This window comes from Christiangramia echinicola DSM 19838 (assembly GCF_000423065.1).
Taxonomy (GTDB): Bacteria; Bacteroidota; Bacteroidia; order Flavobacteriales; family Flavobacteriaceae; genus Christiangramia; species Christiangramia echinicola.
In genome coordinates, this window is sequence record NZ_AUHG01000011.1 from 820,285 (window position 1) to 836,307 (window position 16,023).

The window sequence follows — 16,023 nt, forward strand, 5'->3', positions numbered from 1 at the left end:
ATGGGGAAAATCAACAAGACCCTTCAGAATATTATTGCCGGACCTGATAATGGATTAGATATTAGAAATATAAAATATCTTCCACGTTGGGCCGTATTTCTAATTGATATAGGTCTGGTAACTATTTCAACAGTCTTAACGATTTTTATTTTACTTGATCTTTCTCCTTTTCAATATACTTTGCTAAGTTATTTTGATAAAGCAGTACTTATAGTAGGCACTCATATTGTATTCTTCTATTTCTTTAAGACTTACTCGGGGATAATCAGGTATTCTTCTAATATAGATGCTCTCAAGCTCTTACTCGCTACAATTAGTTCTTTTATTTTTCTTCTAACAGTTAATTATGTTACTTTCTTTTCTATTGGAGAGAAAATTTTTCTTGTTGGTGGCCTACTAATTAATTTGTGGATTTCATTCTCACTATTATTTCTTTTCCGGCTTGGAGTAAAACAAGTCTATGAATATTTTAAAATCATACAAAAAAATGAGTCTTTAATTAAGACCGTAATTCTGGGGATCGATGAGAATGCTATTTCCATTGCTGGAGCCTTAGATATTGAGCATCCTAAGCGATTCAAAATTGTTGGGTTTCTTACTCAGAATTCTCATAAAAGATTAAGAATTTTGGATAAGCCAGTGCTTCAACACAATGAACAAATTCACAAAGAAGTGGCTTCCTTGGGGGCAGAGGCGATTATTTTTTCTGAAAATACATTTTCTTCGGAAGAAAAATTCAAGTTGGTAGAAGAGTGTCTTGAACACAATATTGCGGTGTACAATGCTCCTCTTGTTTCCTCATGGGATGACAGTCAGCCAATAGCCCAAAAAGTAAAAACTCTGCAAATTGAGGATCTGCTGGAAAGAGAACCCATACAGCTGGAAGTTCAGAATAAAATAGATCAGCTTACCAACAGGACTATTCTGGTAACCGGAGCTGCCGGTTCTATTGGTAGTGAAATTGTAAGGCAGGTGGCCGAATACAACCCTAAAAAGCTTGTTATTCTGGATCAGGCTGAAACTCCTTTGCATAATCTACAACTGGAAATTGAATCTAAATTTCCTGACCTTAATTTTAAGGTTATTGTTTGTGATGTGGGAAATCAGAAAAGACTGGAATTGATGTTCCAGAATCAGGATATCGATGTGGTTTATCATGCCGCTGCTTATAAACATGTTCCTTTGATGGAAAGCAATCCTCATGAAGCTATTTTTGTAAATATACATGGAACAAAGAACCTGGCAGACCTGGCCGTGAAATACCAGGTTGGTCATTTCGTGATGGTTTCTACAGATAAAGCGGTAAACCCTAGTAATGTTATGGGCGCTTCTAAAAGAGCTGCTGAAATGTATGTACAGTCCCTGTATCATGAGCAGATTAAGAGAAAAACCAGTGAAACAAAATTTATCACCACCAGATTTGGTAATGTTTTGGGATCAAATGGTTCGGTGGTACCTCTTTTCAAAAAGCAAATTGAGAAGGGAGGACCGGTTACCATTACCCATCCTGATATTATACGATATTTTATGACTATCCCGGAAGCCTGTCAACTGGTGCTGGAAGCCGGAGCAATGGGAAATGGTGGAGAGATATTTGTTTTCGATATGGGAGAACCGGTAAAAATTATGGATCTGGCCATTAAAATGATTAAACTTGCCGGATATCAACCAAACAAGCATATAAAAGTTAGAATTACCGGTCTAAGACCCGGTGAAAAATTATACGAGGAATTATTGAATGACGAGTGCAAAACGCTACCAACACATCATAAGAAGATTATGATTGGTCAGGAGGTGGTAAGGGATTACGAAATGGTCAATGACAAAATTATTAAGATTATAAATTCTGCTAATAAGTTGAAAAATGATAAAGTAGTTGCAAAACTTAAAGACCTGATTCCCGAATTTAAAAGTAACAACTCTTCTTACGAAAGATTGGATAATATTCCTGAATTAAAACGAAACTAAGAACCCTACTATGAAGAGAATATTTGCTCTGTTATTGTGCAGTTCATTTTTTATAAGTTGTGCAACCAAAGATGAAATAGTTTATTTTGATAATGTTCAATCATTAGAAGGCAAGCAGAATCTTCTAGAATATGAGCCGATAATAGAGCCAAATGATGTATTAAGAATTAATGTGTCTTCATCTTCGATTAATGAAGAAATAGTGGCTCCTTTCCAAATGCGAACTCAGGGACAACAAGGAGGAGGAGGTGGAAATCAAGACTCTTCCTTGAGCGGTTATATGGTAAGTCCACAAGGTAATATTCAGTTCCCAGTTCTAGGGAAGATCAAAGTAGCCGGGTTAACCAGAACCGAAATACAGGACAAACTTATCAAGGAGATTGAATCCTACGTTAAAGATCCAATTGTAGATGTGCGTATTGTGAATTTTAGTGTCACGGTTCTCGGAGAAGTAAATAGCCCTGGTAGAATTCAAATTACAGATGGTAGGGTTAGCATGCCCGAACTAATGGCAATGGCTGGAGATATTTCCTATGATGGTAAAAGAGAAAATATTACTATTATTAGAGAGCAGAATGGCGTTAAAAGTATTGGTACAATAGACATGACAGAAACTGATCTATTTTCCAGCCCATATTTCTATCTAAAACAAAATGATATTGTATACGTAGAGCCAAGTTACAGGGCAGTCAAGTCGGCTGGTTTTTTTACCAGTTATCAAGGTATAATATCACTAGGTACCACAATCATAAGTATATACCTCTTAATTAATAATCTGTAAAATGGAAGAATTGCAAGATTTTAACGAAGAGAAAGAAGAGTCTAATTTTGATTTAAAAGCTGAAATTTATAAATATCTTGCTTATTGGAAATGGATACTGTTCGGTTTCCTGATTGGAGGTTTACTTGCATTTCTTTATAATAGATATACTATCCCGAAATATAGAACAGAATCTACAATATTGATTGTGAATGATCAGGAAAAAAATGCGATGAGCGCATTACCATCGGGAGGAGGTGCTATTCTTTCTCTAGAAAATGATGGTCTGCAGAATCATATCGAAAAACTAAAATCCAAACAACTTGTTGAAAGTGTTGTAGATGAATTAGATCTGAACGTTTCTTATTTTATTGAAGGAAATGTCATTAAGGTTGAAGCCTACAAATCGAGTCCTATTCTTATTGAATTTATCACAAAGGATTCAATAGTAAATTTTTCTAATGCAAACATTTTTGTTACTCCTGTTTCAGATACTTCCTTTAGATTGGAAGTAAGTGACTCAGATTATTCTGAAATATATGAGATTGGTCAGATTATCGAATTGAATGATATAAAATTTACAATATTGCCCAGGTCTGGTGGCGAAGAGGGAAATTTCAAACGTACAAGTACTGTTAATATTAAATTAACACCATTACGAGAGGTAGCGAACAATTTTATTCAAAGCCTTTTTATTTCTCCAAAAGGTCAGGCAAAAGATATTTTGTCATTAAGTATAGTTAATCCATCTAGTCAGAAATCAGAGGATTTTCTTAATAAACTGATGGAACGTTTTAATGAAGAAGGAGTTAAAGATAAACAAGAGGTAGCTGAGAATACCACAGCATTTATTCAGGAGAGGCTTGAAATGATAACTACTGAATTAGATTCAGTCGAGGTAGGCATTGCCGATTTTAAAAGAGAGAATCGTTTAATGAGTGTAGAGTCTGGAGCCTCAGAGTTCCAATCAAAGTTTTCAGCAGCTGAACAGGAAATTTTTAATCTCCAAACCCAACTTGAGCTTCTTAACTCTATCGAGGATCTATTGCGTCAACAAGGAAAATATGATTTCTTACCTGAGGTAGGAATTAGTGACGGGGGAGTTTCTGGGTTAATCTCTTCCTATAATTCCATTGTAATGGAACGTAATATGTATTTAAACGGTGGGACGGAAAAAAATCCTGTTGTTGAAACACTAACTGAACAATTGGACTCTTTGAGGGATAATCTTTTTGATAATATAAGCAGTACCAGGCAATCCCTGAATGTGAAATTAAGGAAATTAGATCAGCGTGAAAACATAGCGGAAGGAAAATTCAGCAATTTCCCGGGGCTTGAAAAAGGGATGCGAAATATAGAAAGGCAGCAGCAAATAAAAGAACAGCTTTATTTATTTTTATTGCAAAGACGGGAAGAAGCAGCAATTTCCTTTGCTGCGACTGCTTCTGTGGCTCGGGTTATAGATTCAGCCTTTACCATAGATAAACCTGTTGATCCTGCGCCATGGTTAATTTTGATTGGAGGTTTTATTATTGGATTAATCATCCCTATTTTAATCATTTTTATAAAGAATCTTTTAGATACAAAAGTGCATCATAAAGGGGATTTAGGGCCTTTGTTAAAATCATTGCCTTTCATAGGTGAGGTTCCTAGAATTGCGCAGGATCAAAGCGATATTATTCAATTAAATGACAGATCTCCTTTAGCTGAGTCATTTAGAATTCTCAGAACAAATCTGGCTTACCTCATTCAGAATAAAGATAAAAGTGCAGGTGACGTAATTTTTGTAACGTCTACTGTGAAAGGAGAGGGGAAAACCTTCATATCCTATAATTTGTCCCGGACACTATCCAGTACCAATAAAACTGTATTACTTATCGGTGCAGATATTAGAAACCCTAAATTACATAGATATACCAGTAACACGCTGGGTGCTAAAGAAAAAGGTCTTTCCGATTATTTATATGATTACGAAGTGACCGCCAGTGATGTTATTTCTAAGACTAATGACGATAATATCTCAGTAGATGTCATTTTATCGGGTCCAATTCCACCGAATCCTGCTGAATTATTGATGAATGATAGGATGGAAACTTTAATTGAGCAGGCAAAAACACAATATGATTACGTAATAGTTGATACAGCCCCCGCTATGATCGTTACAGATACTCTGTTGATCAGTCAATTAGCTGATTACACTTTATATGTGACCAGAGCAGATTTTACCGAGAAGAACTTACTTGATTTCCCCAAAGATCTTAAAAAACAAGGTAAACTTAAAGGACTGGCAGTAATTCTAAATGATGTAGATTATTCTAAGTTCTCTTACGGAGCACAATACGGTTACTCCTATGGTTATGGTTATGGTTACGGAGTTGATAAGGAGAGCAGGTGGAAACGCTTGAAGAGGAGATTGTTTAGTTAAACAGTTTCTTATTATTTTCTATAATCGATCTGATAATTGAAAGGTGTTTTTTACGTATTTGTATATTTTTAATTTTTTCAATATGATCAATTCTATGTGCATCACTACTTATAAAGTCGATCATATTGTTTTCTAATAATTGATAAGCTGTTTTTTGGATCCCTATACCATAATGACCAGATAAAGAAAGCATATTCAGCTGAAAATCGCAGCCTCTCGATTTTATATCGGTATACTTGTTTAATTTTTTAGAGTGATAATATGAGTAGCGTTCTGGATGTGCTAATATGGGTGAATATGAGTTATTCTGAAGTTTAAAAAGGATTTCGTTTAGATTTAATGGTTGTTGAAAATAAGACATTTCAACTAGGACCCTATTGCCCGAGATAGTTAGGATCTGATTATTTTCTATGATCTCAACAAAATGATGATCCATCATATATTCTGCTGAAAATTCTAAACTTACCGAATCGGATACTTTCGATTTTAATTTATTATAAGACTTCTTTATTGTTTCAGGAGTATTTGGATAATAGTCGTTCATCACATGAGGGGTGGCCACAAAGTCATGAATACCTATTTTTTCAAATTCTTTAATTAATTCAATAGATTCTTCGACAGTTTTTGCTCCATCATCAATACCTGGTAGAATGTGGTTGTGAAAATCAGTTATTCCATCAATCAGGTCTACTAAAAAAACTTTCTTTTTAAATATTGAAAACATTCAGATTATTTTACCGTTCAAAATTACATAATTTTAATTCTTATTATTAATATTTGCAGAGTTCCTAGATCTAATTTATGAGATTTCTCTTGCTTTTTGTTTTTTCTGTATTAACAGGATTCCCATCTTATACCCAATCCAGTTATGAAGTTACCTTTGAAGGTCAGGGGCAATTGTTTTCAGATGATGAATCTCCATTTTGGATGCACACTAATTATCGCGGAAGGCTAGACGAAAAATCATATCTCTCCGGTTTAATTACTTCAACTGCACGATTTGATCTTAGCCCCAAGAGTTATGCAGAATTAGGTTTGGGAGCTTTATATAAAGATGGTTATGAGGATGGAGTTAAGCTTGATGAGTTATATTTCAATTTTGTCTCTCCTAAGTTTGGTGTCGTAGTAGGTAAGAAACAGCGAGAGGATCTATTTCAGGGACTCAGTGCTACTAATGAAAGTATTTTATGGTCCTTGAATGCAGCACCTATGCCAGGTATCCGGTTTTTTATAAAAGATCCACTTTTTTTAATAGATGATCATGGGTTAGGGATTAAGGCTAGCCTGGAAGAGTATTTAATGGATGATGAGAGATACATTGCAGATACAAGAGTTCATCATAAATCGGCACATTTAGTCTATAGAAGTAAAAATAACTTCCAGATCGATGTTGGAGTCCAGCATTTTGTACAATGGGCAGGTACTTCAGAGGAATTTGGAGTATTGCCAGGGAGCTTTGAGGATTATATTAGAATATTCACTGGAATGGCGAGTGAAGGAGATGTGGGTAATGGTCAGGAAGTAAATGCCTTAGGTAATCAGATTGGTAGTTATGAATTAAAGATAAAAACCAAAATTCGTGATTTAGATTTCAGATTTATTTATAATCACATTTTTGAGGATGCTTCGGGAATGAAAGGTGGAAATCTACCTGATGGTCGGTATGCGGTTTACTTTGAAGATAATAGGGATGCTTTCTGGGGTACTTCATGGTTAAAAGCTTTTATGTACGAGTTTTACTACACTAAAAATCAAAGTAGATCTCGTGTAAGTTCCGAAATTGATGGAGCTGACAACTATTTCAATAATAACCTATACAGGTCTGGATGGACATATAATTCTCAGGTATTAGGAGTTCCTTTTATTCTTTTGAATGACAATAATTTCAGAATTGGAACCAATATTTTAACGGTTCATCATTTAGGGATGAGAGGTCAATTGTTTGATGATTATCCATATCGATTTCTATTAGGTTATAGAAAGAATTACGGAGTAAAGGGATCATTTTTTCCTGAAACTAAAGAGATCTTTTCATCTTTAATTGAGGTTGAACTAATAAACAGTAATTATAATTTGAAAGCTCAGCTTGGGGCTGATTTTAAATTTCAAGACAATTCAAATTTTGGAGTCGGCTTAAATTTCTCAAAAACAATTTTTTGAAATTCATTTAACGATTTTTTTTGTACTTTCAACGTACTTTAAATTATTTGCCCTAAAACCTGAATCTGGAAACTACCCTACATCATACTGTGGCTATCATAACTTATTGTTATAATAAAGGTGTCTGTGCATTCAATTCAAATGTGAAGGATCTTTTTTCAAGTTTTCCTAAGAGTAAAGATCTAATTGGTCTCAAGATGGAGGATCTCTTTGATAAATCTTCCGCAATTACAATTGATAAGAAGCTAAAGGTATGTATCAGTGGCAGTCCACAGACAGTTATACTTAACCGGGCAAATTTTGATCTTAAACTTACTCTCTCTCCCATTGTTGATCTCGACGGAAAAATTGAAAAAACTTCTATAATTATAGAAAAAGTTGAAAAGCCGGAACCTCAGAATGATATAAAATCTCAGAAAGTTGAAATAGAAAAAGAATTAGAATATAATAGGCAGGTATATTCTAATCTATTCTATAATAATCCAGACGCTGTATTTTCTTTTGATTTGGAAGGGAATTTTGTGAATGCTAATAAGAAGTCTGCAGAATTGGCCGAAACTTCCCACACTGAATTGTTAAAAATGCATTTCCTTCCACTAGTTTCTGAAAAGGATCATCCCCTTGTTTTAGAACATTTTCATAAAGCTACTTTAGGAGAGCAACAGAACTATCACATAAATTTTATAAGTGTTAAGGGAACTGTCAGAATTTTAGAGATTAATAATTTCCCTATTAAGTATAATGATAAAATCATTGGGGTATATGGAATAGCAAAAGATATAACCCGTCAAAAAAATACTGAAAATAAAATTCTGGAAGAAAGGCAAATGCTGAGAGCAATTATTGATAATATTCCTGACTATATTTTCGTAAAAAACAGAGAGCATAAGAGCATTCTTTCAAATCGTAAATTTTACCAACAAATTTTAGGGAAGTCTAGTGATGATAGCGATATAGGGTTTACTCCACTAGATTATTTTGATTCTGAAAAAGGCGAAGCGGTCATAGCAGATAATGAATGGGTGATGAATTCTGGCCAGGAAGTGATAAATCGTCCAGATAACGTAATCAATATTAATGGCAGGCAGGAGAAAGTTTTGCTTACCAAAGTACCATTAAGGAACCAGAACGAAGAAATAATTGGAATAGTAGGTATTGCTCGAGACATAACTGAAACGTACCTGCATAATAAAAAGCAGGATCTAATTTTTAAAGTGATCAAAGCTTTTGGTGACAAACCCACCTTTCAGGATGCTATGATAAAGACTTTAAGTCTTTTTTGTAAAGAACTTGGATTTGATTATGCAGAATCCTATAAAGTAAGTGTTAACAATCAAAATCTAGTAAGAAAAGCATTTTGGCCTTTAAATGAAGATCTATCTGAAAATGGTACAACCTATGAAAAGGGAGAAGGTTTGCCGGGCAGTGTCTGGAAAACTGGCAAATTGAAGATTTTGAGAGCTGGGAAGGATAATACGTTACTTAAAAGCATGGTCTTTAAGGATAAAAAATCATTAAAGTCTGCAGTAGGAATTCCAATTCTTTTTGAAGGAAAATTAATCTCTATATTTTGTCTAGGTTCGATTGAAGGTGATAAAAAAATCGAGAGTAAACTTTTAGGAAGTTTAACGTTACAGATCGCATCTGCCATAGAACGAAAAAGAAGTCAGGAGCAGCTAAATGACTTTTTTGAATACTCACCTAACCTGATTGCCGTGGTTGGATTAGATGGATTTATTAAGAAAATAAACCCATCTTTTATTGAGAAATTTGGGTATAGTGAATATGAAATTCTGACTAAACCATATAGTTCCTTCATTCATCCTGATGATCTTGAAAAAGCAAAGAAAGCAATTGAAAGTGTATCTGTAGAGGGATTAGATTTCGGTATTAGATGCCTTAAAAAGGACGGAGATTATCTGTGGATCTCGTGGCGTTTTTCACGTTTCTTTTCTGAAGAGAATATTGTTTTCGTTTACGGAACTGACATCACTCCTCTAAAGGAAACTCATGAAGAGCTTTCCAAACAAATCAATGTTCGAAAAAGTATTCAGGAGAAATTAGAAGAATCAGAAGAAAAATACAGGAGTTTATTTGATGCCAGTCCGCTGCCTATGTGGGTGTTAGATAGAGAGTCTTTAAAGTTTCTAAAGGTAAATAAGGTAGCCATAGATTTATATGGTTATACTGAGGCGGAGTTCATGAAAATGACCGTTAAGGACCTCTGGGCGCCGGAGCAGGAACAAAGTATTAACCCGGTTTTACGTTCTAATAAAGATGAGTTTTTCCAGGTGAAAGTTAAACACCTTAAAAAAAATGGGGAACTCATATATGTTAATGTAAACAGTAATCCCGTAACCTTTGCTGGTCAGAACGCAAGAGTGTCACTAATAAAAAACGTTACAGACAGAATAAAAGCTGAAGAAAAGTTATCACATAGTGAACAAAGGTTTAAGGCTTTAGTTCAGGATGGTTCAGATCTTATTTCAATTGTAGATGCTAATTTCAATTACATATATAATAGTCCGGCTTCTAAAACTGTATTTGGTAAAGAACCTTCTATTCTAAAAGGCTCGAACTTTAGAGATCTCATCCATAGAGAAGATAACAAAAGAATAGAGGAACATATTTCTAAATTAAAAACACAAAAGCGGGTTCAGTTGCCTTCCTATAGAGTTAAAGGTCCTAATAATAATTGGCGTTGGATAGAGACGATAATGACCGATTTAAAAGAGGAGCCAGCCATTGGAGGAATAATAATGAATTCCAGGGATATCACCGAATTTGTTGAGCAGGAGAAAGAACTTCTGGAAAGCCTGAAGCGGTATAACATAGTTGCCAAAGCAACTAGTGATATTATCACAGATTATAATATTGAAAGAGATGAAATGAGAGTTAGTGATGCCAGCTTTAAAATGTTTGGTTTCGAAAATGAGGAAGGCATTTATCCCGGAGAATGGTGGAGGGATCAGGTTCATCCCGATGATTATGAAAATGTAAAGGCAGGCGTTTGTAAAATGATAGAAAATAACCTGAAAAACCTAACTATGGAATATAGGTTTAAGTGTGCAGATGGAAGCTATAAATATATTCTGGATAGAAGCTATCTAATTTCAGACGAGAACAACAAGCCAAATAGAATAATTGGTTCCATGCAGGATATTACTGAAAGAAAACGTCATTTAATAGCTATAGAGAACCATAATAAAAGATTAAAAGAAATAGCATGGACCCAATCTCACCTCGTACGAGCGCCATTGGCAAAAGTAATGGGACTGGTAGATCTACTTCTTAATTATAAAGATGATTTAGATAATACTGAAGAAGTCCTGGAAAATATTTTAAATTCAGCAAATGAGCTTGATGCTATAATAAGGCAGATTGCTAGTCAGTCTGAAAAAGAATTATAATACAACCCCTCAAATTAAACCCCTACAAGATGTTGCGAACGATAATAATTGATGATGATGATATTGTAACTTTTCTTCAAAGGAAAATTGTTTCAAAATGTGAACTGGACCCAGACCCTATTTGTTTTAAGGATGGGGGAAAGGCATTGGAATTCTTAGAACATGATTCAGATCCAGAAGTAGATTATTTAATAATGCTGGATATCAATATGCCTCAAATGAGCGGCTGGGAATTTCTAGAGAAAATGAAGCTAGTTTCAGATAATGAACGTTTTTACGTTGTTATGGTCACTTCTTCGATAGATAGAAAAGACAAACGTGAAGCTGCAAACGATTCACATGTAGTAGATTTTATAGAAAAACCTGTTTCTGCAAGACACTGCTCTAAGCTTAAAGGTATCTCTAAGTTGTCAGGCTACTTTGAGGAGGGGTGAATTCTATCTTCCTCATTAATGGATCTGCATTTTTAATCTTTTCTTCAGCCCAGTCCTTTTCTTCTTCTGCAGGTTCATCGGTATCTTCATTGATCGCTTCCGCGGTAGGTTCATAATTTAAATTGATATACATGGGAAAATGATCAGACCCTATGTTCTTTTCGCGGGCAATTTCAATCAAAGTGAAATCCTTTGTATGAAATACATGATCTAACGGCCATCTTAACAGAAAGTATTTAGAATGAAATGTATTGAAGAAACCTCTACCTTTTCTTGGGTCCATAAGTCCGCTTAACTTCTGGAACAATCTTGTAGTCCTGGACCAGGCAACATCATTCAGGTCTCCAATAACAAGTATTGAATCACTTTCAGCATCTATATCACGACCAAGCATTAAGAGTTCGGCGTCTCTATTTGTAGAAGTATCACTCTCAGTAGGACTTGGAGGTTTAGGATGCAGGCAATGCAGTCTAACCTTTTTTCCGTTTCGTAATATTACGTTACCATGTATGGAAGGAATATCTTCCTGAACCAAATTCCTGACCTTAATATCGTCAAGTTCAAGTTTTGAATAAAGATGCATTCCATATAAATTATCTTTCGGGATCTTGACGGTATATTGGTATTCTTCTTCCAATTCAGATAGCTCTTCCTCCCATCGTTTATCTGACTCTAAAGTTAAAAGTATATCTGGTTTGCGTTTCTTAACTAATGCGATAAGCTTATCACTACGCTTATTTGGAGTGAGTACATTACTTACTAGAATTGAAACGGTAGCGTTAGGATCACTGCCTTTAAATCTAAGTACCTGCTTCCTGGAAAGGTAGGTATAAGGGAATATCTTTTTAAACTGATATAGAAGACTTAATACAAGAGCAGCAATAGCAATAAATTGCCAGTTATCAGAAAAATCATATACATATACTGAAAACGCTATAACTACAATAATAAGGAAACTTATCTGAATACGAGGAAAGTCAAAACCTCGTATCCACCATTCATCAAACCTGGTAAGCGAAGCCAGTGTAGGGATGCACATTAAAACTGTAAAGAATAAGATTATAATTTCACCAACCGTCATTTAAATATGTTTTTAAAAGCTATAGTTAACAGCTATACCTTTAGTGTCTATGCCGGTTCCCATAACATTTGTCTGCGCGGTTGGATATACATCCAATCTTTCATTCCCGATCTTGTGAATTTCTGGAACTAAGATACCACATGCCGCTCCAATTCCAAAACCAATTAGATTATCTGTAAGGAAATGTTTTCCCGCTTTTGTTCTTAAATACCCAACGTAAGCTGGTACGGCTACTGCACCTGCCCAAACAAATGGAACCGCTGATGAATCGGGATTGAAATCATGAAATACTTTGGCGCTGAAAAATGTAGCAGCAGCAGTAGCAGCAGTATGCCCGGCAAAAAATGATCGTTGTGCATCTGAATCTTTCCTTTCTTTAGCTGATAAATTTTCATTATAAACTAAAGGTCTGCTTTTTTGAACCGTTCCTGCTGTTATAGTAAATAACGCTCCCGTTGTCGCCATGGTTTCAACGAACATCACAGAAATTTGTCCGAAATTCTTTCTTTCATCTTCACCTAATAGAAAAAGTATCGGGCTGGCAAATGATGCATAAAATGGAACGTAGCTTAGTTCATCAGCATTTGCCGAGTAATTTCCTGCCGCCCCGCGATTAATTTTCCATATGTCATTTCTATCCAAATTTGCAAGGTCATTGTCAGTTAATTCATCTTTATTCTGAATGGTAATAACACCTAATACGTTAAGCGCAGTAGACCCTGCGATCCACGAACCATCTTTCCAGAATTCAGTTCTATAGGGAGATGAGCTTTCCTGTGCTATGAAGTTCATAGATATAAATAGCATTATTAATAGGGGAGCGATTTTTCTCATTTATATTTTTTTCAAATCTCTTATATCCTGATAATAATTAGAAGTAATTAAGAAAACAATAACAATAAGAAGGATTCAAGGCCTTATTTCAATTAACAAAAGTTTAGTTAGTGTTTACGGTTGTTGTTTTTAAATTCTATTGAAAAAGGCTTAATTTTAAGGATATGGAAAGGAATGCAGATAAGGCAGTGAGAGGATTTATATTTGATAAATATGATGCTCCGGAGGTTTCACCTTTTAATAAACTATTCGAGATCTTTAAAGAAATAATTACCCATACATCTGGTGATCTGGATGAAGCTCTGGACTGGCTAAAACAATTGGATGAGGAATATCAACTTACGAATGAAGATTACACCCTGGATGATTTAGTAGATGATCTAAAGAAAAAAGGATATATACGTGAAGAAATAGATCAGGATGGGAATGGTGCTATGGCGATTACGGCCAAGACCGAAAGAGCTATAAGGCAACAAGCCCTGGAACAGATCTTTGGTAAACTAAAGAAAGGTTCATCAGGAAACCATAGAACAAATCAAATTGGCAGAGGAGATGAGCATACCGGTGATTTTAGAGCATACCAGTTCGGGGATTCTTTAAGTAGGATATCAGTTACAGAAAGTCTTCGTAATGCCCAGATCAATCACGGAATTGACGATTTTAAAATGTCTGAAGATGATCTTGTTGTAGAAGAGACGCATTATAAATCCCAGATGAGCACTGTGCTTATGATAGATATTAGTCATAGTATGATCTTGTATGGCGAGGACAGGATCACTCCGGCGAAGAAAGTGGCAATGGCTCTTTCAGAATTAATTACTACCCGTTATCCTAAGGATACTCTGGATATTCTGGTTTTTGGAAATGATGCCTGGCCCATTTCTATTGCAGAATTACCTTATTTAAAAGTAGGTCCTTATCACACAAATACTGTGGCAGGTCTAGAATTAGCCATGGATCTTTTGCGTAGAAAAAGGAATACCAACAAACAGATATTTATGATCACAGATGGTAAACCTAGCTGTGTTCGAGAAAGGGATGGGAGTTACTATAAGAATAGTATGGGCCTTGATCCTTATATAGTTGATAAATGCTATAATATGGCCCGGCAGGCAAGAAAGATCAGAGTTCCCATCACAACATTTATGATCGCACAGGATCCTTACTTAACCCGATTTGTGCAGGAATTTACTATGGCCAATCAGGGGAAGGCATTTTATACCGGTTTAAAAGGTTTGGGTGAAATGATATTTGAAGATTATGAAATTAACCGAAAAAAAAGAATTAGAGGCTAAGATTAAGAATATGAATAAAGACAATATAAAGAATTTAGGAGATCTCAAGAAAGCAGGTTATGAATCCAAAAGCATAAAAGATGAGCTTAGAGATAATCTGAAAATAAAGATAAGGAATGGTGAAAATGCTTTTGAAGGTATTCATGGATATGATTATACGGTAATACCTGAACTTGAAAGAGCTATTCTATCCCGTCATAATATTAACCTTCTAGGCCTTCGAGGTCAGGCGAAAACGAGACTGGCCAGGCTAATGGTACAACTTTTGGATGAATGGATTCCAACTATCGAAGGTTCAGAGATCAACGATGACCCGTTGAAACCTATAAGCAGATTTGCCAAAGATCTTATAAGTGCCAAAGGAGATGACACTCCTGTTTCCTGGATTCACAGAGAAGAGCGGTTTTTTGAAAAGCTGGCCACTCCAGATGTTACCGTAGCCGATCTTATTGGAGATGTAGATCCTATTAAAGCTGCAAATCTTAAGTTAAGTTATGCAGACGATCGGGTGATCCATTACGGAATGATCCCTCGCGCGAACAGAAGTATTTTTGTGATCAATGAATTACCAGATCTACAGGCCAGGATTCAGGTGGCTCTTTTCAATATACTACAGGAAGGGGATATTCAAATTAGAGGATTTAAATTACGATTACCTTTAGATATGCAGTTTGTATTTACGGCGAATCCTGAAGATTATACTAATCGTGGTAGTATTGTAACGCCTTTAAAAGACAGGATAGGTTCCCAGATCCTGACGCATTATCCTGAAAGTATTGAAATAGCTAAAGTTATAACTTCTCAGGAAGCACATTTAGATGAGCGGCAGAGAGATATCATACATGTGCCTGAAACTGCGAAGGATCTTCTAGAACAGATAAGTTTTGAAGCGCGGGATAGTGAATTTATAGACCATAAAAGTGGGGTAAGCGCCAGGATGAGTATTACTGCTTTTGAGAATCTATTGAGTACAGCTGAAAGAAGGGCCATCAAGAATGGAGAAGAGGAAACTCTGCTTAGATTTGGAGATTTTCTTGGAGTGATACCTTCTATTACCGGTAAAGTAGAATTGGTTTATGAAGGGGAGCAGGAGGGAGCTGTTTTTGTAGCTCTTCAGTTAATTGGCGATGCAGTAAAATCTTTATTTCCTGATTATTTTCCGAAGATTGAAAAGCTTCAAAAGCCAGATGCGACCACACCATATGATGATTTAATCGAATGGTTCTTTGAAAGTTCAGGTTTTGAACTTCCAGATGATCTTCCGGATGCTGATTATAAGGAAAAATTAGATTCGATAGCACCTTTGAATAAACTCCTAGAAAAGTATCAGCCAGAACTCAAGGAGGAGGATAAATACTTTATGAAGGAGTTCTTATTATGGGCACTTGTAGAGCATAAAAAACTCAGCAAACAGAGATTTTCCAAAGGCCTTCAATTTAAAGATCTCTATGGAAGCTATATAAGCGGCCTATAAAACCTGAATCATATATATCTAAAAAACAACCCGATAAAATCAATTATCGGGTTTTTTGTGGGTTTAAATTATGAATTTGATAATTTTCAACCTGAATTAAAGAAAAAATTTTGTCGCTAAATTAAATTGAATACCTTTAAAAAACTTATCGAGAAAAAATCGTGAAAGAACTTCAAATAAAT

General features: G+C 35.3%; 11 protein-coding genes. 8 read left to right on the forward strand and 3 right to left on the reverse strand.

Annotated features, from left to right (window positions below; translation table 11 throughout):
- From G530_RS0108810 to G530_RS0108820, 3 genes are read left to right on the forward strand one after another with little or no spacing between them, the layout of a single operon-like run.
- Complete coding sequence (locus tag G530_RS0108810; protein ID WP_026934181.1) at window positions 1-1,968, forward strand: polysaccharide biosynthesis protein; 1,968 nt, start codon at window positions 1-3, stop codon at window positions 1,966-1,968.
- 10 nt (window positions 1,969-1,978) lie between these two features.
- Window positions 1,979-2,749 carry a polysaccharide biosynthesis/export family protein gene (locus G530_RS0108815; RefSeq protein ID WP_026934182.1) on the forward strand — a complete coding sequence of 257 codons (771 nt, stop codon included), beginning with the start codon at window positions 1,979-1,981 and terminating at the stop codon, window positions 2,747-2,749.
- A gap of 1 nt (window position 2,750) precedes the next feature.
- Window positions 2,751-5,153: a GumC family protein gene (locus G530_RS0108820; RefSeq protein ID WP_026934183.1), complete on the forward strand. Its 2,403-nt coding sequence runs from the start codon at window positions 2,751-2,753 to the stop codon at window positions 5,151-5,153.
- Here G530_RS0108820 and G530_RS0108825 read toward each other — a convergent pair.
- Window positions 5,146-5,877 (reverse strand): tyrosine-protein phosphatase, encoded by a 732-nt coding sequence (locus G530_RS0108825; RefSeq protein WP_026934184.1) that lies wholly within the window; start codon window positions 5,875-5,877, stop codon window positions 5,146-5,148. The two genes, G530_RS0108820 and G530_RS0108825, sit on opposite strands and share 8 nt — an antisense overlap.
- A gap of 77 nt (window positions 5,878-5,954) precedes the next feature.
- Between G530_RS0108825 and G530_RS0108830 the strand changes: the two genes are divergently transcribed.
- From G530_RS0108830 to G530_RS0108840, 3 genes are all read left to right on the forward strand, one after another.
- Window positions 5,955-7,313, forward strand: coding sequence for a capsule assembly Wzi family protein (locus G530_RS0108830; protein WP_026934185.1), 1,359 nt, complete (start codon window positions 5,955-5,957; stop codon window positions 7,311-7,313).
- A 143-nt stretch (window positions 7,314-7,456) separates the two neighbouring features.
- Entirely contained in the window at window positions 7,457-10,723 is a 3,267-nt protein-coding gene (locus G530_RS0108835; protein WP_026934186.1) for a PAS domain S-box protein, read from the forward strand.
- Between the two features lie 29 nt (window positions 10,724-10,752).
- The gene (locus G530_RS0108840) at window positions 10,753-11,157 is read left to right on the forward strand and encodes a response regulator (protein ID WP_026934187.1); all 405 of its coding nucleotides are present in this window, start codon (window positions 10,753-10,755) and stop codon (window positions 11,155-11,157) included.
- On the opposite strand, the gene G530_RS0108845 is transcribed toward G530_RS0108840, so the two are convergent.
- Window positions 11,126-12,238: an endonuclease/exonuclease/phosphatase family protein gene (locus tag G530_RS0108845; protein ID WP_026934188.1), complete on the reverse strand. Its 1,113-nt coding sequence runs from the start codon at window positions 12,236-12,238 to the stop codon at window positions 11,126-11,128. The genes G530_RS0108840 and G530_RS0108845 overlap by 32 nt on opposite strands.
- A 12-nt stretch (window positions 12,239-12,250) precedes the next feature.
- Window positions 12,251-13,072 carry a phosphatase PAP2 family protein gene (locus G530_RS0108850; protein ID WP_026934189.1) on the reverse strand — a complete coding sequence of 274 codons (822 nt, stop codon included), beginning with the start codon at window positions 13,070-13,072 and terminating at the stop codon, window positions 12,251-12,253.
- A gap of 164 nt (window positions 13,073-13,236) precedes the next feature.
- Here G530_RS0108850 and G530_RS0108855 point away from each other — a divergent pair, with 164 nt between their 5' ends.
- Window positions 13,237-14,367, forward strand: a complete 1,131-nt coding sequence (locus tag G530_RS0108855; RefSeq protein ID WP_026934190.1) for a vWA domain-containing protein — start codon at window positions 13,237-13,239, stop codon at window positions 14,365-14,367.
- A gap of 10 nt (window positions 14,368-14,377) precedes the next feature.
- On the forward strand, window positions 14,378-15,841 hold the full coding sequence (locus tag G530_RS0108860) for a sigma 54-interacting transcriptional regulator (protein WP_026934191.1): 1,464 nt from the start codon (window positions 14,378-14,380) through the stop codon (window positions 15,839-15,841).
- The last annotated feature ends 182 nt before the right edge of the window (window positions 15,842-16,023 follow it).